A 19131-nucleotide genomic window follows, 5' to 3' on the forward strand; every position below is an offset into this window, starting at 1 on the left:
TGCGTCCTCTGCGGGCTAAAAACAGTATGGTTCTCCAGGAAATCCCCACCGGCTACAACGCCCGCCTGCTGCTCCTGCGCGACGACCTCGCGCACCCGGAGCTGCCCGGCAACAAGTGGCGCAAGTTGAAGTACAACCTGCAAGAGGCCCAACGCCAGGGCCACGATACGCTGCTGACTTTCGGCGGGGCGTTTTCCAACCACATTGCCGCCGTGGCCGCCGCCGGCCGCCTCACCGGCCTGCGCACCATCGGCCTGATTCGGGGCGAGGAAACCGCGCCTCTCAACCCCACCCTGGCCCGCGCCGCCGCCGATGGCATGACGCTGCGCTACCTCAGCCGGGAAGATTACCGCCGCAAAGCCGAGCCGGAATTTCTGGACGAAGTACTCCGGGAAACCGGCCCGGCCTACGTGGTGCCGGAAGGCGGCTCCAACGCGCTGGCCCTGCCCGGCTGCGCCGAGTTGGTGACGGAGTTGCAGGCACAAACTGACTTCGACTACCTGGCCGTGGCCTGCGGCACGGGCGGCACGCTGGCCGGGCTGCTCACGGGCCTGGCCCCGCACCAGCAGGCCGTGGGCGTCGCGGCCCTGAAAAACGGCGGCTTTCTGCGCGGTGAAATAGACGCCCTCACGCTGGCCGCCACCGGCCGCACCTTCCCCAACTACGACCTGCGTACCGACTACCACCTAGGCGGCTACGCCCGCTTCTCGCCGGAGCTGCTGCGCTTCATCCAGGAGTTTGAGGCCCGCCACGGCGTGCTTCTGGACCCCATCTACACCAGCAAGCTGCTGTTTGGCCTCTTCGATTTGCTGCGGCAGGACTATTTCCGGCCGGGCAGCACGGTGGTGGCGGTACATAGCGGTGGCCTGCAGGGCTGGGCCGGTTTCCGGCAGCGGTTCGGGCACCGCAACGTGTGGTGGCCGACCGGGATATAGGGGGCGGCGCAACTTGTTGGTTTCGCGTATACGGCGCTACTGTTCCTCTAATTCCTGCTTTGCATGTCGCTGCCCCTCTTAATCCGCCGTTTGCTGCCGCTGATGTTTCTGCTGGGGCTGGGCTGGTTTCTCTGGACGAAAATCGGCCCCGCCCTCAGCGAGCTGGAAAACCCGCTCAATCCTGCGCCGCGCGTCACGGTCACGCACAATACGGTGCTGCAGAAAGTGGAAAGCCTGGGCCGGCTGGAGCTGGTGCGCTACCAGTTCAAGGACGTGGTGGAATACAAGAAAAGCACCTACCGCTTCCTGCCCGACGCCAAAGTGGCCCTCATTGTGGCTGGCAACGCCATCGGCTGCTTGGATCTGCGCAAGGTGCGCGCCCAGGACGTGGTGTTTGAGGGCGACTCGGTGGTGCGGGTGGCGCTGCCCGCCGCCGAGCTGTGCACCTGGCAGGTCGACCACAGCCAGAGCCGCGTGTTCAGCGTCGAAAACGGCTTTTTCCAGGATGCCGAGTTGGTGGATGCCGGCTACAAATACGCCGAAGCCAACGTGCGTCGCGCCGCCCTGCAGTCGGGCATCCTGGCCCAGACCGAGCAAAACGCCCAGCAGATCCTGCGCCCCATGCTCGAAACCATGACCGGCCGCCGCGTGGTGCTCACCCGCCAGATGCAGAACCCGCTGCGCCCGGCGCAACGGTAGCTGTAGAACAGCCAAAAAAGAACGTCATGCAGAGCGGAGCGAAGCATCTCGCCAGTGTGGTGATTCTACCACACTAGCGAGATGCTTCGCTCCGCTCTGCATGACGTTCTTTTTTGGCTGTTCCTACTCGTCGTCGTCCTCTTCGGGGACTTTGCCTAGGTCATCCAAGGCCAGTTTTTATCAGGTCCTGCTCGAAGCCTTTGGCCGTGAGGAAGAGCTGGATTTTCTGGCGGCGCAGGCGCGGGTTGCGCTCCTTTTCCTGGCGGTCTTTTTTCTCCAGCACGTCCACCAGGTTTTGGTAGTACTCATCACCGTCGATTTCCTGGAGGCCGGCCTTGATGCAGTAGTCGGAAATGCCTTTCTGCTTCAGTTCCTGCACAATGCGGCGGCGGCCCCACTTCTTGGTGCGGTAGTGGCCGCGCACGTAGGCTTTGGCGAAGCGCTCCTCATCGAGCAGCTTTTCGCGGCTCAGGCGGATGATGATTTCGCCGGCTTCGTCTTCGTCGAGGCCGTATTCGCGCAGCTTGCTTTCCACCTCTTTCTGATTGCGCTCCTGGTAGGCGCAGAAGGCGGCAATCTTCTGCAGGGCTTCGGCGGGGGTGTAGAATTTCTTTTTCTTCTCGAAGGAGTTCATAGCAACTGGCAAAGGGCACAAACCCGCCCAACGGGCCGGCAACTTACGACACCCGCGCTGCCCGAATCGTTCGGGGCGGCGCGGGTTTGGGCGGGGCCGCCGCGCCGCCTGCAAACCCGCGCCGCCGCTCTGGGGTTTGCATCGGGTGGCCCGCCCGGCCGCGGCCTCTGTTTCCTACTGTCTCTTCTATGCTTTCGTCTGGTGCCCGCTACATGCTGCTCAGCACGCTGGCCTTTGCGCTGCTCAATGTGTGCGTGAAGCTGCTGGCCCACCTGCCGCCGCTGGAAATCATTTTTTTCCGCTCCACGCTTTCCCTGCTGTTCAGCTACGTGGCATTGCGGCAGGCCGCGGTGGCGCCCTGGGGCCAGCCCCGCAGCCGCTGGCACCTGGTGTCGAGGGGGACTACGGGGGCGCTGGCGCTGGTGCTGTACTTCTACACGCTCCAGACCATGCCGCTGGCCTCGGCCGTCACCATTCAGTACCTGGCGCCCATTTTCACGTCGGTACTGGGCATCTTTCTGGTGAAGGAAAAGGTGCGGCCCTGGCAGTGGGTGTTTTTCCTGCTCTCGTTTGGGGGCGTGCTGCTGGTGAAGGGTGTCGATACGCGCATCACGCCGCTGTATCTGGCCCTGGGCGTGGCGTCGGCCGTGTTTTCGGGCTTGTCTTACAACGCCATCCGGCGCATGGGCGGGCGCGAGCATCCGCTCGTGATTGTGCTGTACTCGCAGCTGGTGGTGGTGCCCTTCAGCGCTGCCTACTGCCTGCTGCACTGGACCACGCCGCTGGGCTGGCAAGATTGGGGCCTGCTGCTGCTGACGGGCATTTTCACCCAGCTTTCCCAGGTCTACAAAACCAAGGCCTACCAGGCCGCGCCGCTGGCCAGCATCAGCAGCCTCGACTACCTGGGCGTGCTGTACGCGCTAGGGCTGGGCTACACGTTTTTCGGCGAAACCTTCGGGCTGCCCTCCTACCTGGGCATGGCGCTGGTGCTGCTGGGCGTGGCCCTGAACGCGGCCTACACCTACCGGCAGGCCCGGCGGCCCGCCCCGGTAGTAGAAGAAGTAGCCGCGTAGTACTAGGCGGCTGGAATTTTGGTCGAAAATGCCCCTGCCTTGGTCGAAAACGCCCTTGTTTACGGCCTTGGACAACCTATTGCCTGCCTATTCTATCTATCTTGGAGCCATCCATTTCAATCTACTCCATGCCGCGTTTCTACCTGCTTCTATTCCTGTTATCGGTTGTCGGAATTGCTAACGGCGGCGTAGTCCGGGGCCGCGTGGCCGATGCCGCCGGCGCCGGCCTGGCCTTCGCCAACGTGGCCGTGCGCACCACCACTACCAGCACCGCCACCAACGAGCAGGGCAGCTACCAGCTGCGCCTACCCGCCGGCCAGTACGAGCTGGTGTTTCAGTACGTGGGCTACAAGCCGCGCATCGAAAGCGTGCGGGTGGCCGGCGGCGACACGGCCCTTACGCTCAACGTAACGCTAGAGCCCGAAAGCTACAAGCTACGCGAAGTGGTGGTACGCGCCTCCGACCGCGACCCCGCCTACGCCATCGTGCAACAGGCCCAGCAGTGGCGGCGCTACCACCGCCGCGAGGTGGCCGCCTTCAAGGCCCGCGCCTATATCAAAGCCCTGGCGCGCTTTGTAGAGGTGCCGGGCAAGATTCTGGGCCTCGTCAAGATCGGGCCCGATTTCAAGCCGGGCATTTTCTACCTGTCGGAGTCGGTGTCGGAGCTGAGCTTCCGGCAGCCCAACGTGGTGCAGGAGCGCATGATTTCCTCGCGCGTGAGCGGCGACGCCAAGGGCATCAGCTTCAACCGGGCCGGGCGCGGCGCGGGCCTCAACTTCTACGACAACGTGCTGAAAAGCGGGTTTTCGGAGCGCGGCTTCGTGTCGCCAGTGGCCGATGGAGCCATGCTGTTCTACAAGTACGAGCTGGAAGGCAGCAGCCAACAGGGTGGCGTACTGGTGCATAAAATCCGGGTGACGCCGCGCCGCCGCACCGACCCCGTGTTTTCCTCGGGCCACATCTACATCGTGGATGGCACCTGGCGCATCCATTCCGTGTCGCTGTACCTCGACAAAAACGCCCAGCTGGACTACGTCGACAGCTTTCACATCGAGCAGCTGTTTGCGCCCGCGCCCGGCCCATCGGATGTGTGGGTGATACAGTCGCAGAAGATTACGGTGGGTTTCACGGCCCTAGGCTTCAAGGGCAACGGTTACCTGACAGCCGTGCTCAGCAACTACCGGGTGCAGCCCACCTACCCCAACCGCCCGGTTGCCACGGCCCTGCCCGCCACGCACGAGCCCCCCGATGCCCCCGTCACGCGCGAAACCGCCGCCGATATCCGGCGCCAGAAGCCGCAGCTCAGCGGCCTGAGCCGCGAAGTGCGCCGCCAGGCCAAAATAGCGGAGCGCGACACCGCCAACCTGAGCATCGGGAAGTTGAAGCGCGGCGAGGTGATGCTGGTGGAAAAAGACGCGAACGAGCGGGATTCCAGCTATTGGGACAGCATCCGCCCGATTCCGCTCACTGAGGAAGAGCAGAAAGACTATACCGTGAAGGACAGCACCGAAGTGGTGCGCAACTCGCGCCCCTACCAGGACTCCCTGGACCGGGTGCGCAACGAGCTGAGCCCCGGCAATCTGCTCACGGGCTACTTCCACAACAACAGCTTCCGCAAAACCTCGTGGAGTGTGCCGCCGGCCTATAACCTCGTGCTCTACAACACGGTGGAAGGCACCGTGCTGAACCCGCAGGTTACGTTCCGGCAGCGCACCGACGACCGGCGGTTTCATTCTATCACGCCGGCCCTGCGCTACGGCTTCAGCAGCAAGCTGCTAAGCCCTAGCGTATCGGCCGTGTGGCAGCTGCATCCTGTGCGCGTGTCCCAGTTCAGCGGGCAGGTGGGCCGCACCATCGAGAACTTCGACCCCAACTCGCAGCTCACGCCGCTCATCAACTCCATTTATACGCTGCTCAACAACCGCAACTACGCCAAACTCTACCGCCGCGACGGAGCCCGCCTGGGCTACCAGACCGAGGTAGTGAACGGCCTGACGCTGGAAGGCACCCTGAGCTACTACGAGCGCCGCGAGCTGGAAAACTCCACCATCGACTTGTGGCGCGACCGAGCTGGCGTGGCCTTCACGCCCAACGATCCGGTGGCCGAGGAGCTGCCCGGCGGCACCAGCTTCGGCCGCAACCAGGCGCTGGGTTTTGAGCTGGAAGCGTCGTTCCGGCCCGGCCAGCGTTACATCACCCGCCCCGATGGCAAAATCAACCTAGGCTCGAAGTCGCCCACATTCACGGGCATCTGGCGGCAGGGCATTGGCGGGGTGCTGGGCTCCGATGTGCGTTATACGCTGCTGGAGGCCGGCATCCGGCAGAACATTGGGCTGGGGCTGCTGGGCACAAGCAGCTACAAATTAGCGGCCGGCGGCTTCGTGGGCCAGCCGCAGCTCTCGTTCATGGATTACCGCCACTTCAGCGGCAACCGTACCTACCTGGCCGCCGATTTCAGCCAGTTTCAGTTGCTCGACTACTACCGTTTCAGCACGCGGCGGGCGTTTCTGGAGGCGCACTACAATCACCATTTCAACGGTTTCTTCCTTAACAAAATCCCGCTGCTGCGCCAGTTGAAGTGGCAGGAAGTGGTTTCGCTCAACTACCTCACCACCGCGCAGGTGGGCCACTACGTGGAGCTGGGCGTGGGCCTGGAACACGTTTTCAAGGTCGTCCGCGTGGACTTCTACACCGGCCTGCAGTCGGGCCAGCGCGTGGGCACCGGCTTGCGGGTAGGTATCGGGTTCTGATTGTCATTGCGAGCGAAGCGACACAAGCTTTCCTCAACCAACCGCAAAAGTCCCTCACAAAGAAGCCCTCCGGCAGCAGGTTGATAACCTGACGCCGGAGGGCTTCTTTGTGAGGGACTTTTGCGGTTGGTGAGAGCAAGGAGTGACGCCGCTTGCTACGCAGAATGTTCTGCGGCCTTGCCAGGATAGTGCAGATCCGCCGACTACAGCTACTTCACTTCCTCGAAATCCACGTACTCGCCGCCCTTGAACTCGGTGGGCGTGTCTTTGGTGCGGCGGGGCGTGGGTGGTACGTAGTCGATGTGCACCTGGCCGGGAGCTTCGCGGCCGGGCGGCGGCGGCGGGGCGGCACCGCCGAAGGGCGCGCCCCCGAACTGCTGGCCGTGGCGGCGGGCCTGCTTCTGCAGGAAGCCGACCAGCAGATGCCGCACCAGCAGCGGCAGCACGTAGCGCAGCACCAGCGCCAGAACCAGAAAAATCAGCAGGATCTTGATGAACATGGAAAAAGCCCGAAATCAGGCGGGTTGAAAGTAGAAATCGGCCGTGACGGCGCTGTTGAGCTGGGTTTCGGTGCACGGCACCAACTCAGAACGCGCCGACAGCACAAAGGGTTTATAGCCCAGCTCGGCCAGAGTAGCCACCACGGCCCGGCGGTTGTCGAGGCCGTTGAGCTCGGTCTGGATGAGGGGCCGGAAGCGGCGCAACGTGGCCTGCATGTTAGCGAACACCACGTGCTCGAAGCCTTCCACATCGCACTTCACAAAGTCGAGGCGCGGCAGGTGGGCCAGCAGGTCGTCGGGCACGCGCATGGGCACCTCGTAGGTGCGGGCGTAGTGCTCATGGGGGTTGCTGGACGCTACTTTGGTCATGCCGTGGTGCAGCAGGCCGTTGCGCTCGGGCGTGCCCATCTGCACGGTGGTGTTCTCGCTGCCCAGCGCATAGGGCAGCAGCGTGAGGTTGTTGAGGCCGCTGAGCTTCACGTTATCCTGCCAGATGGCCTGGAAATCCGGAATCGGCTCCACGGCCAGCACCTGCCCTTCGGGCCCCACCAACCTCGACAGCGCCACCGAGTAGTAGCCCAGATTCGCGCCGATATCCAGGCACACAAAGCCGGGCTTGATGAGCTGCTGCAGGAAAAACAGCTCCGGATATTTCTGCCGGCCCCAGCCCGCGCCCACCAGCCGCAGGTACACGCCGCTCACGAAACGAATGTAGCGCTCGAAGCCAAGCGTGCGGACCAGAAGTTTGCGGAGTGCTTTCATAGGAACCACAAAGATGCCGGAAAGGTGGGAAATGCGGCGCGGCCTTCTCCGCCCTCCCCTACTAGGCCGGCGCGGCCGATGGCTGTCGCCAGCCGACCGCACAAAAAATGCGGCCAAGTGTTGCGTAGGTCTCCGCTGGCTTTCTATCTTTGCTGCCCCTGACGGATACGCCGCCTCGGAAATGCCTGTTTAGCTCAGTTGGTAGAGCAGCTCATTCGTAATGAGCAGGTCGTTGGTTCGAGTCCAATAACAGGCTCACACACAGAGAAAACCCGGAATTCACTTAGCTGATAACAGCAGTGAGGTTCCGGGTTTTCTGCTTTTTCAGCCAACATCAGTTTAGTTGGCGCGCAGTTGGCGCACAACTTTTCAGCAGTTGATACGGGCCGAGTTTTGAAGCCAGCTTAAGCCTCAGCGGTTTGTCGTGTAGGTTTTGTTCTGCCCGCCCACGCCGGTAATCTTCACCGATTGCCAGCCGGTGGGCAGCGTGGTTTTGCTTTGCGTGATGCCGGCGGGCGTGATATTCAGCCCGCCAAAGCCCATGAGCACTGCCTGCAGCACGCCGCCCGCGCCGGTGGCGAAGTAAGGATTGGTGCCGCCTTTAGTTTCGGCGATGACGCGGAACGGCGGCAGCAGGTTGGGCACGTAGGCATCCTGGAAGAACAGCCGGGCCTTGTCGGCGTTGCCGAGACGGGCGTGCAGCAGCGCGAAGATAGCCTGCGTCATGGCGGGCGTGCCTTCGTTCGGGACGCGGGTTTCGTAGTATTCCAGGTCCTTGCGCACCTGGACCGGGGCCGTAATGACGCCCAGCGGGTAAGCCAGCAGGTTCACGTCGCCCTGCTTGATGCCCTCACCGTTGTAGGTGGCGTGCTCCCGCGTGACGCCGTCGGGGAACTGCAGAATCGGGATGTTGCGGGCCACCAGCTGCCAGTCGGGGTTGGCGGGCAGGTTGAGCAGCTTGGCGGCGGCGGCGGCGTTTTGCAGATTTACGCGGGCGGCGGCGTTGGTGAAGGCGTTGTTGTCCACGTTTTCGGCCCACTCGTCGGCCGCCACCACGTTCTTGATATCGTAGTGACCGGGGCCGTTGCGCTCCACGCGGCTGGCCCAGAAGTCGGCGGTGGCTTGCAGGATGGGCCAGCCTTTTTCACGCAGCCACGCCTTATCCTGCGTCACGCAGTAGTATTGCCAGGCCGCCAGGGCCACATCAGCGGTAATGTGGTGCTCGAATGGGCCGCTTAGGGCCCAAACCGGGGTTTCCTCCACGCCCGTATCGGCGCTTTCCCAAGGGTACATGGCGCCCTGGTAGCCGTGGGCAAAGGCATTGCGCCGGGCCACCTCAAGGCGCCGGAAGCGGTATTCCACTAGTGATTTGGCAATGTCAGGGTGCAGCACCAGCAGTGCCGGGAACATCCACAGGTCAGAATCCCAGAACACGTGGCCGTTGTAGCCCAGCCCCGAAAGGCCCATCGGCGAGGGCGAGTAGTCGGTGCCGGCCCGCGAGAAGCTGTAGAGGTGGTACATCATGCTGTGCACATCCTGCTGGGCCTGGGCGTCGCCGGCAATCTGAATGTCGCTCTGCCATAGTTCGTCCCAGGCTTTGTTGTGGAAGGCCAGCAGCCGCTCGCGGCCTTCCAGGCGGGCGAAAATGGTGAGCCGCTCGGCCTCGTTGAGCGGGTCCTGGTGGTGGGCCGAGGTGATGCTGGAGCCCGCCACGGCGTAGGCGTATGTCTGGCCGGCCTTCAGCTGCTTGCTGAACTTCATCAGGTGCTGGTTGCTGTCCCACATTTCGTGGATGACGCGCGGCTCCTGCCCGTGTGGCTCGCCAAACAGAAAGCTGGTAGATGCGCACAGCTGCAGCCGCCCCGTGCTGCTCTTGGCCGACGACGTGAGCAAGCTCAGCGTGGCGTGCGGCCGGTCGATTTCATTGTAGTAGTTCTGCACGTCGCGTAGGGCGTCGGGCGCATCCATCACGCTGGCCGCCGCCATGCTCACGTCTTTTTTAGCTGTCACCGATACGTCGAGCAGCACGGTGTAGGGCAGCTGGCGCAGAGCATAGTAGGTGTACTTGATGGTGGCTTTGTCGGCGTAGTCGAAGGTGGTGGTAAGGGAGGCATGGCGCATGTCCAGCTCCTGCCGGAAGTTGGTGGCGTCGCGGCCCGAGAGGCGGCGGCCATCCACCTCCAGGTACATGTTCAGCAGGTTGAAGCTGTTAAGAAAGTTGCTCACCCGGCCCCGGCCGTACTGGTCGTAGGCACCGGCCAGCACCACGCTCTTCACCTGAAACGGCTCCGCCGACGACACAATGCCCAGCATGCCGTTGGCCACGGTGGCCCCATAGTAGCTACGCGGGTCGATGGCAGAGGCCGTAACGCGCCAAGGGTCGGCTGCGGGTGCCGCGGGTGTTTGGGCGACGGTTTGCGGCGGCTTTATCAGCAAGAGCGCCAGCAGCGCTGCCGGAAGTGTCAGGAGCGGATTTCGAAGCATAACGGGTGGGAAAGGATGGAAAGAGGAATAAGTAAACACCGGCCGGGCACCACGGCAGCTTCACGGCGGCCCGCCCCGCAAAACACGCAACGCAGATGCGTTCCGTGCCCCTGAAGGCAAGTTAGCCTGGCATCATCTGGGCGCCCGGGGGCGGGCCAAGCACCAGCGGGTGTGCCTCGCACGCAAACAGGCCGCTGGCGGCTGCCGAGTGGCAGCCACCAACGGCCTGATGCAATGCGTCCCGGCAGGTGCAGGAATGAATGGCCGGCGGCCCGAGCGGAGCAAGGAGCAGGTCAGCAGGCAGGAGCAGATACTGTTGCTGCAAGCGGCTTACTCAGCTGGAGCGGCCAGGCACAAACGCTAATAGCCCGGGTTCTGGGTGAGCAGCGGGTTAACGCTGACTTGGGTTGAAGGAATGGGATACAACAGACACTTATCCGGGCTCTGCGGCTTGTCTTTGCGGGGCAGCAGAAACTTGCCGAACCGAATCAGGTCCTGGCGGCGCCATTGCTCGTTGTAGAGTTCACGGCCGCGCTCATCCAGCAGCACGTCCAAGCTAAGGCTAGGCAAGGCGCTGGCTCCGCGCGACGGGTGCGTACGGATATAGTTCACCAGCGCCAGGGCCGTAGCCCCGTAAGGACCGGTGCTGGTGGCCGTACCGCCGCGCATGATAGCTTCGGCCTTCATCAGCAGCACATCGGCCAACCGAAAGCTTACATGGTCGTTTTCGGCTCCGTTACCACCTTTTTCCTCGCTGGCGTAGTCCACCGGATACTTCAGGGGCCGGATGCCTTTCACTTCCAGGTCACGGCCGGTTTCAAACAGGTTGATGTCCTTGGTGAAAATCAGATTGGCTCCGGCCCGGTCTTTCAGCACCGCGTCGTCGCGGAGGCTATATTGCTGGCCGGCCAGATAGCCTACATTGATGCGGTTGCCCGGATTGGCCGAGTTGGTCGTGGACGCTGTGGCATCCCGGTAGGCTACGCCTCTACGCTTGTCGGCTGCCTCATACCGGTCATAGGTTTCGGCCGTAGTGGCGGGACCATTGTAGCCGTTAACGGGTATCAGGTTGTAATGTGACACAAACTTCCAGTAGTCGCGCACGGGGCCGGCATTGCCGTAGGTATTTTCCTGTGTGAAGATGTTTTCCCGGCCAATGGCGCTATTGTTAGGCGCAAAATTGTCGAAATAATTGGCCGTGAAAGAGTACCGGTTGGTGGCAATGATTTCATCAGCCAGCCGGACTACCTGGTTCATATCAGCTACATCGAATGTGGGGGATTTGCGATTGGCATAAGCCCCCTTGTTGAGGTAGCACTTCATGAGCAAAGCCCGGGCAGCATCCTTGTTGGCCCGACCAGCTGGCCCGTCGGGCAGGTCGGCCCGAATGGCAGTTATCTCGCTGATGATGTAGGTCAACGCCTCCGTGCCTACCCGCACGCGAGCAGGCTTGGTGGCCTTTTCGCCAGGGTCGCGGTACAGGACTTGGTTGTAGAGGTCTAGTTCCCAGAACATGGCCCAGGCACGCAGCATCCGGGCCTCGGCGGCCTGCTGCACCGTGGGGTTGAACTGCAGAATGTCGGTGGAAGCATACACTGCCCGGTTCAGGGCCGTGAAGGTTTCGCGCACCCGCTCGTTGTTGGGGTCCCAGCTGTGCAAGTACAGCGCCCGCCACTTGCCGTTGTCGTCCCAGTCCGGCCCGCGGGTGGGCATAATCACCTCGTCGGTGGATACTTCCTCCAACGCGTACACGTTCACGCAGCCTTGAATGGGGTCGCGCAGCGAGTTGTACACCCCAGACAGCAGCGCAGAGGCCTCGCCCTGCGGAAGCTGATCAGGCCGGGGGTTGCCCTCAAATTCTTCGTCCAGCGAACAGCTGTTCGCGCCTTGCAGCAGGGCCAGAACGGCCATCGTGCCTACAATTCTGTTCTTGATCATGACAGACAAGTGCTACGTGGTTAGAGAGAAAAATTGATACCCAGCGTGAAGGTGCGGGCACTCGGGTAGCCGATGTAGTCGATGCCAGCCGATGGCACGCCGTTTACGGATTTGTTGGTGTTGATCTCCGGATCGGCCCCGGTATAATCCGTAATGACAAACAGGTTCTGACCTGTCAGGTACACGCTGCCGCCTTTAAATGTATTTCCCAGGTTACCAATGGCGTACGAGAGCGTAGCGTTGGACAGCTTCAGGAAATCGCCCTTTTCCAGGTAGCGCGTAGAGGCGGCAGAGGGGTTGCCGGTCGACTCCTTCACCGGGTTTTCAAACGTCACCAGCGCAATGTTTTTGCTGGCCCCGATCTGGCCAACATTGCCAACAGCGTTGAGCGTGTTGTTGTAGATCATCTGGCCGAATACGCCCGTCATGTTGGCCACGAAGGACAGCTTCTGAAACCGCGTGTTCAGGTTCAGGCCAAGCAACGTTTTGGGGTTAGGGCTGCCCGCATATGCCAGCGCCCCGTTGTTGGCATACACCGACTGGCCTTGCTCGTTGATTCCCTGAAACTCCTGCAGGTAGAACGTATTGATGGGGTAGCCGCTCTGAATTACCTGGGCCTGCACGCCGGACAGTCCCTGGCCGTTGATGGCGCCGGTAGGAATGACGCGCGGCAGATCCGTGACATTGTTGCGGATGAATGTGGCATTGACATTGAGGCCCACCTCTACTCGCTCGGTATTGATAATGCTGGAGCCCAAGGCTACTTCCACGCCTTTGTTGATGATCTTGCCGGGCAGGTTCACCCATTGCACTGCCGTACCGGGAGGAGCCGGGTCGAAGGGCGTTTGCGGAAACAGTAGGTCGGTAGTGGTTTTGTAGAAATAGTCGGCCGTAGCCGTGAACCGGTTGTCGAGGAAGCCCAGGTCTACGCCGCCGTTGAACTGCGTATCCGACTGCCACTTCAGCTCGTCGTTGCCGTCATTCACCTTGCTGATGCCACCGCTGCCGTTGTTGCTGAACTCAAACCGGTCCTGGGCTACTCCGGCCGGAAACTCCTGGTTGCCGGTGCGGCCGTAGCCGGCCCGGAGCTTGAACTGGTTGAGCTTGTCCGATTTGAAAAACTCTTCCTGGCTCACATCCCAGGCTACCGAGAACGAAGGAAAGTAGCCGTAGCGCTGGTTTTTGCCAAACTTGCTGCTGCCGTCGGCTCGCAGCGTGGCCGTCACGAGGTAGCGCTCCTTGTAGTTGAGGATGGCCCGGCCAAACACCGACTGCAGCGCCGTGGACGGGTCAATGAATGAGGACACACGGCGCGTGAGCGGGTTGGTGAACTGAAGATAGTTGGTGTAGTCCAGCCCGTAAGCGCCGAAGCCGCCCGGGATGCCCTGCTGGCCGTAGCCCGTGACGCTGGAGCCAGAATTAGCGAACGTCGTGTACTCGTAGCCCACCACGCCATTCAGATTCAGGCTCGCCAGCAGGCTCCGATTATAGGACAGAGTATTCACTACTTGACGTGTAATCAGCTCATTGTTGCCAATAGTAGCTAGGCCTTTGTTGGCTATATCCTCGAAGTTGATGAAGTCTCTGCCGATGGAGGTGCGCCGCTCGCCGGTGCTGTAGTTAATGCTGTAGAGCAAGCGGTACTCCAGCCAATCGGTGAATTTGTAGTAAGGCGAGGCGCTGGCCAGAATTGTGGATACACGCGAGTTGTCGTCGTATAGCTCCTGCGCGGCCAAGGGGTTCACCACGTCGCCCGCCTTGATGAACAACGAGCCATCGGGGTTGCGTAGCGCCTCGGTGGGGTTCCACTGCAGGGCCTGCCCGATAAGGCTACCGCGGTAACCGGCATCGTTGGTAATGGGTGCCAACTGCTCGCGAAACTGGCTGGTCGAGATATTCACGTCGACGCCCAGCTTTTTGCTTTCCAGAAACTGTAAGTTGGTGGAGAGGTTGGCGCTGTACTTCTTGAAGCCGGTTTTGCGAATGATGCCGTCCTGGTCGAGGTAGCCCAGCGACAGGCGGTAGCGGCCCGTTTCGCCGCCGCCGCTCATAGCTACGCTGTAGTTCTGCACTTGCCCCAGCTTCCGCTCCCGCAGTATGGCATCCAAGGCATCTACATCCGCTCCTTTGTCGCCGGTAGCTCTGGAAATGCCGTAGTAATCGAGAGCCTGCCGGTACTGGCCGGCATCTAGGAAATCCATGCGGCGCATAATTGACGAAACACCGGTGGAGAGTGACACATCCAGCTTGGGGGCACCGGTCTTGCCACGCTTGGTATTGATCAGAACTACACCATAAGCAGCCCGCGAGCCATAAATGGCCGTGGCCGAGGCATCTTTGAGCACTGTCAACGATTCGATATCGTTAGGGTTGAGAAAGTTCAACGGGTTGCTATCAGTACCGGCCCCGAAGTCGTTGGCAGCAACCAGCCCAGGGCGAGCCGAGCGGCCGTCGAGCGGCACGCCATCCACTACGTACAGCGGCTGGCCAGTACCCGTCACGGCCGAGCTACCCCGAATCTTGACGGTAGCCGCCCCACCCGGTTGGCCGCTGGCATTAGTGATCTGCACACCCGAAGTGCGGCCCTGGATCAACTGCTCTGGCGAGGTATAGGTCCCTTTGTTGAATTCCTTTTCGCCTACCACCGACACGGCACCCGTTAGGTCCTGCTTGCGAGCCGTACCATAGCCCACTACCACTACGTCACCAAGGGCCTGAGCATCCTCACGGAGAGTTACCAACACTGCCGTTTTATCGGTGATGCTGATCTGCTGGGCAGAGTAGCCCACGTAGGAAATATTGAGCGTAGTAGCCGTTGGGGGCGCCTGCAGCTCAAACCGGCCATCGGCGCCGGTGCTGGTGCCGATGGTGGTACCGGTTACCACCACCGTCACGCCCGGCAGCGGGTTGGACTGCGCATCCAGCACCCGGCCCGAAATGGCGCGGTTCTGGGCCTGGCTCAGCAGCGGCAGCAGCACCAGCAGAATACTGAGCAGCAGCAGCCGAAAGCCCGCAGGATGCCGTAGCCCCGCCAAGGCGGCCGGCTGCGCTTCCGAGTTGTACTGTTTGTACCAGTTATGGCTCATAAGTGAAAAGATGAAAAGTGGGAATGGGTAAGCTTGCCGGAGTTGAGTCCGGTTTCCATCGGAGGCCTCCGGCCCGGAGCCTGTGGTACAGGGCTCCGGAAGCAGAAGCAGCAGACCAGGCAGCAGCCCGGAAGAGCAGGCCCGCCGCGTGCTTACCACGGCGGCAGGGCGGGTGGCAGCGGCCACGCTGTGGTAGGCCGCTGGCTTAGTGTGGGGGAGTAAAGTGCAGCATCATGGAAAGGAGAAAGGTGAGTGAAGTGAAAAAAGAAGTGGCAGAGAGTGGCTGGCGCCCGCTAAGGCACAAGGGGCTGGCGGAGGTCGGTGAGGCGCAGGGCGGTTATCTGAGCCGGGCCACCGTCGGTGCTGAGCGTGATGCGGCCGGCGTGCTGGCGCGGAAACACCAGGTCGGTGAGCGTGACTTCGCCATCCTGGGCAAATACCTCCACCACCGACCTGTCCACCAGCAGCCGCAGTTGCAGCTGCCCGTCGCGCAGGGGCACGCGCGCCGATTCAAGGCTGCTGGCGAACAAGGGGTGAAAGGCAACATTGCCCGATTGGGTGCGGTCCAGCGTCAGTTCCTGGCGCGCTACGTCGTAGCGAAGCGTAGTGCGCTCGGTTTCACTTTGCAGTACATTTAGGGTCAGCACCTTGGCCGCACCGGGCTTCAGCGTCAGCTCCAGGTCGTAGGACTCGCCCTTGAACGGCAGCTCGTAGGCGGCCGCGCCGGGCTTGAGGGCCTGGTTTTTCAGGGCCAGGGCTTCCTTGCCGATTTTGCGCAGCTCCGGCACCGGCTGCTGCACCAGCGCCAGGCCCTGGGCGGTACGGCGCAAGCTCAGCTCACGGGGCACCGCAAAGTTGCCGCGCCACTCGGTGCCGGTAGGCACGTCGCGGGCGTAGGCCCAGTCGTTGGTCCAGCCCACCAGAATGCGGCGGTTGCCGGGCGCGTCGTTGAAGGTCACGCCGGCAAAGAAATCCTTGCCGAAATCGAGGTAGCTAGGCTCCTCGTAGGGCTGGTCGGGCGTGAATTTCCGGCCATCGAAGCTGCCCAGGAAATACTGCTGGCCCCGGAACTGCTCGGTGGGGTTGCCGGCCGAAATCAGCAGCACCCACTTGGTGCCGCCACCGGGCACGGGCAGCTCAAACAGGTCGGGGCACTCCCACTCGCGCACCGTATTGCCGGCCCGGCCCCAGCGGCTCAGGAAGGTCCAGTTCTTCAGGTTTTTCGACTCGTAGAGGTACACCTCCTGGCGGTCGGCCTTCACGGTGGCCATCACCCATTTCTGCTGCGGCGCATACCAGAACACCTTGGGGTCGCGGAACTCCTTGCTGTCGATATCGAGCACGGGGTTCTGGGCGTAGCGCTGCCAGGTCTGGCCGTGGTCGAGGCTGTAGGCTATGTTCTGGTGCTGGCGTAGCACCACGCCCGGCCGCTCCACGTGGCCGGTGTAGAAGGCCACCAAGCCGTCGGTCTGGCCTTTCGGGAACAGGCCGGAGGTGTTGTCCTTGTCGGCTACGGCGCTGCCCGAGAAAATCATGGTGTTGCTGCCGTCGGGGTTCTTATACTCGGTGAGGGCCACGGGCTGGGGCGTCCAGCGCAGCAGGTCGGGGCTGGTGGCGTGACCCCAGCTGAGGTGGCCGGGGTCGGCGCTGTAGGGGTTGTACTGGTAGAATAGCTGGTACTGCCCGTTGCTGTAGATCAGGCCATTGGCATCATTGATCCAGTTTTTTGGGGCCGTGAAGTGGTACACCGGCCGGTAAGGGTCGGGCGCAGGGGTTTGGGCCGCACACGGAAGCGTGCCGAGCAGAACCAGAGCGCAGGAGAGAATGGATTTCATAGAAAGGAAAAGAGACAAGGCAAATCAGACGGCCGGCGCGGCATTCAGCAGGCTGCGCACCTGGCTTTCGGAAATGGCGGGCGTGGCGCCGCGGCAGCTGGCCACCAGCGAGCCGGCCGCGCAGGCAAAGGCCAGGTATTCGGCCGGGGCCTGCCGGCCGCGCCAGCCCCGGATGAGAGCCGCCAGAAAGGCGTCGCCGCTCCCGATGGTATCCTGCACCTGCACCGCAATGCCGGGGCTGCGGTAGAGCTGGCCGCCGGTCCAGAGCACGGCGCCGTCGGCGCCTTTGGTCACGCACACGGCTTCCAGCTGAAAGCGGGCTGCCAGCCATTCCAGGGCGGTTTCTTCGGCGGCGCTGGCCCCAAACCAGCCCATAATTTCGGCCAGCTCGTGGTGGTTGAGCTTCACCAGATCGGCCTGGCGCAGCAGGTAGGTCACCACATCGCGGGAGTAGTGCGGGGCGCGCAGGTTCACGTCGAACACCTTCAGGCGGGCCTGCTGCAGCAGCCGGTACAGCGTTTCGCGGGTGCCGGAGCTGCGAGCGGCCAGGCTGCCGTACACGAACACCTCCGAGGCCTCCACCAGCGCGCTCAGGTCGGGCGCGTACTGGATGTAGTCCCAGGCCACGGGCTGCACAATCTTGTAGGTCACTTCCTGGTTGTTGCTCACGTTGGCCTTCACCACGCCCGTCAGGTGGGTTTCACCCTGCTGCACGTAGCGGGTGCTCAGGCCCTTGCCTTCCACAAACTCGCGCAGCTCCGCCCCCAGCTCGTCGTGGCCCAACCGGCTGATGAGCTGGGCCTCCAGGCCGAAGTTGTGCAGGTGCACCGCCACGTTCAGCGGGGCCCCGCCCGGCTGTTTTCCCGTAGGCAGAATGTCCCACAGCATCTCTCCAAAGCAGGTAATAGCCATGTGTGGTAGGTTGAGAGGTTGACGGATTGGTGAATGGGCGGGGTGGTGGGTTGGTGGCGGGCTGGCAGACCCGAAAGCCACCAACCCACCACTTCCCCACCCAATTAGTGCATCACCAGCACCCGTTCGGCGCTTTCGAGGCTGGTGCCTTTGGTTTCGGGCATGAAGCGCCACACAAACACCAGCTGCAGCACCATCATGGCGCAGAAGAAGGCGAAGGTGTTGCCGCCGCCCAGCTTTTCGGCGAAGTAGGGGAAGGTGAAGGCAATGGCCGTGGCCATCACCCAGTGCGTGGAAGAGCCCAGCGCCTGGCCTTTGGCCCGCACGGCGTTGGGGAAGATTTCGGAGATGAACACCCAGATGACAGCGCCCTGCGAGAAGGCGAAAAAGGCGATGTACACGAACAGCAGCACCGGCACCAGCACGCCCCCAAACTGCTCGGTGTAGAAGGCCCGCGCCACCAGCCCCAGCGTGGCAATCAGCCCCACCGAGCCTACCAGCATGAGCGTGCGCCGCCCAAACCGGTCAATCAGGTTCACGCCCAGCAGCGTAAAAATGAAGTTCACGAGCCCGATACCGGCCGACGACAGCAAGGCCGCGCCCTGGCCCAGCCCCGTCATTTCGAAGATGCGCGGGGCGTAGTAGATGATGGCGTTGATGCCCGACACCTGGTTGAAGAAGGCAAACGCCACGGCCAGCAGCACCGGCGTGCGGTATTGCCCGGCCCACAACGACTCGCTGTGGTGGGCCGTGTCGGCCTGGCTGGTAAGGATGGCGGCAGCGTCGGCATCGACGGTGGCGGGGCTGATGCGGGCCAGCACCTGCCGGCCTTCTTTCAGGCGGCCATGCAGTAGCAGCCAGCGGGGGCTTTCGGGCACCCGGAACAGCAGCAGCAGGAAAATCAGGGCGGGAACGGCCTGCACGCCCAGCATCAGGCGCCACGAATGCTCGCCGAGGCCCGCCAGCAAATAGTTGGAGAGGTAGGCGACCAGAATGCCCGTAACGATGTTGAACTGGAACAGCCCCACCAGCTTACCCCGCGAGGCCGCCGGCGAAATCTCGGAGATATAGAGCGGCGCCGTGACCGACGAAGCACCCACGCCCAGCCCGCCCAGAAAGCGGCACACCATAAACAGCCCCCAGCCCGGCGCCAGCGCCGTTCCCACCGCCGACACCAGATACAGCGCCGCAATGCCGCGCAGCGTCTGGCGGCGGCCCAGCTTATCAGAAGGAATACCGCCGAAGATGGCCCCGATAACTGTCCCGATCAGGGCAATGGAAATGGTGAAGCCGTGCTCGAAGGCGCTCAGGTGCCAGAGCTGCTGAATGGCTTTCTCGGCGCCCGAAATCACAGCCGTATCGAAGCCGAACAGGAAGCCGCCGAGCGCCGTGACGATGGACCAGAAGAGTACGTTGCGTGGAAGCATAGCCGAAGAAGTTTTCGTAAACCTCCGGCTATTCTCAGCCCGCCACGTGCCCAATCATGCCAAATGCTTTAAGAATTGGTGCAGATCCGCACCCAA

General features: G+C 62.4%; 13 protein-coding genes and 1 tRNA gene. 5 read left to right on the forward strand and 9 right to left on the reverse strand.

Translation table 11 applies throughout. From position 1 onward, the window contains the following. The first annotated feature begins 26 nt into the window (after window positions 1-26). Window positions 27-935 (forward strand): 1-aminocyclopropane-1-carboxylate deaminase/D-cysteine desulfhydrase, encoded by a 909-nt coding sequence (locus tag N008_RS06210; RefSeq protein ID WP_052381261.1) that lies wholly within the window; start codon window positions 27-29, stop codon window positions 933-935. 63 nt (window positions 936-998) lie between these two features. Beyond that, entirely contained in the window at window positions 999-1634 is a 636-nt protein-coding gene (locus tag N008_RS06215) for a DUF4230 domain-containing protein (protein ID WP_044014577.1), read from the forward strand. Between the two features lie 160 nt (window positions 1635-1794). Here N008_RS06215 and N008_RS06220 read toward each other — a convergent pair whose 3' ends face one another. Then, the gene (locus tag N008_RS06220) at window positions 1795-2268 is read right to left on the reverse strand and encodes a regulatory protein RecX (protein WP_044014579.1); all 474 of its coding nucleotides are present in this window, start codon (window positions 2266-2268) and stop codon (window positions 1795-1797) included. A 188-nt stretch (window positions 2269-2456) separates the two neighbouring features. Between N008_RS06220 and N008_RS06225 the strand changes: the two genes are divergently transcribed. After that, the gene (locus N008_RS06225) at window positions 2457-3341 is read left to right on the forward strand and encodes a DMT family transporter (RefSeq protein ID WP_071884492.1); all 885 of its coding nucleotides are present in this window, start codon (window positions 2457-2459) and stop codon (window positions 3339-3341) included. A gap of 128 nt (window positions 3342-3469) precedes the next feature. Next, a complete protein-coding gene (locus N008_RS06230; protein ID WP_052381262.1) occupies window positions 3470-6091 on the forward strand; it encodes a DUF5686 and carboxypeptidase regulatory-like domain-containing protein in 2622 nt (873 codons plus the stop codon). Between the two features lie 209 nt (window positions 6092-6300). Here the strand turns inward: N008_RS06230 and N008_RS06235 are convergent, their stop codons facing one another. Then, window positions 6301-6591, reverse strand: coding sequence for a DUF4834 family protein (locus N008_RS06235; protein ID WP_044014583.1), 291 nt, complete (start codon window positions 6589-6591; stop codon window positions 6301-6303). A gap of 15 nt (window positions 6592-6606) precedes the next feature. Beyond that, window positions 6607-7353, reverse strand: coding sequence for an FkbM family methyltransferase (locus N008_RS06240; protein ID WP_044014585.1), 747 nt, complete (start codon window positions 7351-7353; stop codon window positions 6607-6609). Between the two features lie 183 nt (window positions 7354-7536). Here N008_RS06240 and N008_RS06245 point away from each other — a divergent pair. Continuing rightward, window positions 7537-7609, forward strand: a tRNA-Thr gene (locus N008_RS06245). 155 nt (window positions 7610-7764) lie between these two features. Here the strand turns inward: N008_RS06245 and N008_RS06250 are convergent. From N008_RS06250 to N008_RS06275, 6 genes are all read right to left on the reverse strand, one after another. Continuing rightward, window positions 7765-9837 carry a glycoside hydrolase family 65 protein gene (locus N008_RS06250; RefSeq protein WP_044014587.1) on the reverse strand — a complete coding sequence of 691 codons (2073 nt, stop codon included), beginning with the start codon at window positions 9835-9837 and terminating at the stop codon, window positions 7765-7767. Window positions 9838-10197: 360 nt separating this feature from the next. Next, window positions 10198-11775 (reverse strand): RagB/SusD family nutrient uptake outer membrane protein, encoded by a 1578-nt coding sequence (locus N008_RS06255; RefSeq protein WP_044014590.1) that lies wholly within the window; start codon window positions 11773-11775, stop codon window positions 10198-10200. Window positions 11776-11795: 20 nt separating this feature from the next. Continuing rightward, window positions 11796-14861, reverse strand: a complete 3066-nt coding sequence (locus N008_RS06260) for a SusC/RagA family TonB-linked outer membrane protein (protein ID WP_081910644.1) — start codon at window positions 14859-14861, stop codon at window positions 11796-11798. A 293-nt stretch (window positions 14862-15154) separates the two neighbouring features. Next, the gene (locus N008_RS06265) at window positions 15155-16696 is read right to left on the reverse strand and encodes a glycoside hydrolase family 32 protein (RefSeq protein WP_044014591.1); all 1542 of its coding nucleotides are present in this window, start codon (window positions 16694-16696) and stop codon (window positions 15155-15157) included. A 24-nt stretch (window positions 16697-16720) separates the two neighbouring features. Further along, on the reverse strand, window positions 16721-17608 hold the full coding sequence (locus tag N008_RS06270; protein ID WP_044014594.1) for a carbohydrate kinase family protein: 888 nt from the start codon (window positions 17606-17608) through the stop codon (window positions 16721-16723). 104 nt (window positions 17609-17712) lie between these two features. Beyond that, a complete protein-coding gene (locus tag N008_RS06275; RefSeq protein WP_044014596.1) occupies window positions 17713-19035 on the reverse strand; it encodes a sugar porter family MFS transporter in 1323 nt (440 codons plus the stop codon). Window positions 19036-19131: the final 96 nt, after the last annotated feature.

The sequence above is a fragment of the Hymenobacter sp. APR13 genome, assembly GCF_000737515.1.
Taxonomy (GTDB): Bacteria; Bacteroidota; Bacteroidia; order Cytophagales; family Hymenobacteraceae; genus Hymenobacter.

Coding starts and splice junctions, on each gene's coding strand:
- N008_RS06215 (WP_044014577.1), top strand. CDS start 999: ATGTCGCTGCCCCTCTTAATCCGCCGTTTGCTGCCGCTGATGTTTCTG.
- N008_RS06220 (WP_044014579.1), bottom strand. CDS start 2,268: ATGAACTCCTTCGAGAAGAAAAAGAAATTCTACACCCCCGCCGAAGCC.
- N008_RS06240 (WP_044014585.1), bottom strand. CDS start 7,353: ATGAAAGCACTCCGCAAACTTCTGGTCCGCACGCTTGGCTTCGAGCGC.
- N008_RS06225 (WP_071884492.1), top strand. CDS start 2,457: ATGCTTTCGTCTGGTGCCCGCTACATGCTGCTCAGCACGCTGGCCTTT.
- N008_RS06275 (WP_044014596.1), bottom strand. CDS start 19,035: ATGCTTCCACGCAACGTACTCTTCTGGTCCATCGTCACGGCGCTCGGC.
- N008_RS06270 (WP_044014594.1), bottom strand. CDS start 17,608: ATGGCTATTACCTGCTTTGGAGAGATGCTGTGGGACATTCTGCCTACG.
- N008_RS06250 (WP_044014587.1), bottom strand. CDS start 9,837: ATGCTTCGAAATCCGCTCCTGACACTTCCGGCAGCGCTGCTGGCGCTC.
- N008_RS06210 (WP_052381261.1), top strand. CDS start 27: ATGGTTCTCCAGGAAATCCCCACCGGCTACAACGCCCGCCTGCTGCTC.
- N008_RS06235 (WP_044014583.1), bottom strand. CDS start 6,591: ATGTTCATCAAGATCCTGCTGATTTTTCTGGTTCTGGCGCTGGTGCTG.
- N008_RS06255 (WP_044014590.1), bottom strand. CDS start 11,775: ATGATCAAGAACAGAATTGTAGGCACGATGGCCGTTCTGGCCCTGCTG.
- N008_RS06260 (WP_081910644.1), bottom strand. CDS start 14,861: ATGAGCCATAACTGGTACAAACAGTACAACTCGGAAGCGCAGCCGGCC.
- N008_RS06265 (WP_044014591.1), bottom strand. CDS start 16,696: ATGAAATCCATTCTCTCCTGCGCTCTGGTTCTGCTCGGCACGCTTCCG.
- N008_RS06230 (WP_052381262.1), top strand. CDS start 3,470: ATGCCGCGTTTCTACCTGCTTCTATTCCTGTTATCGGTTGTCGGAATT.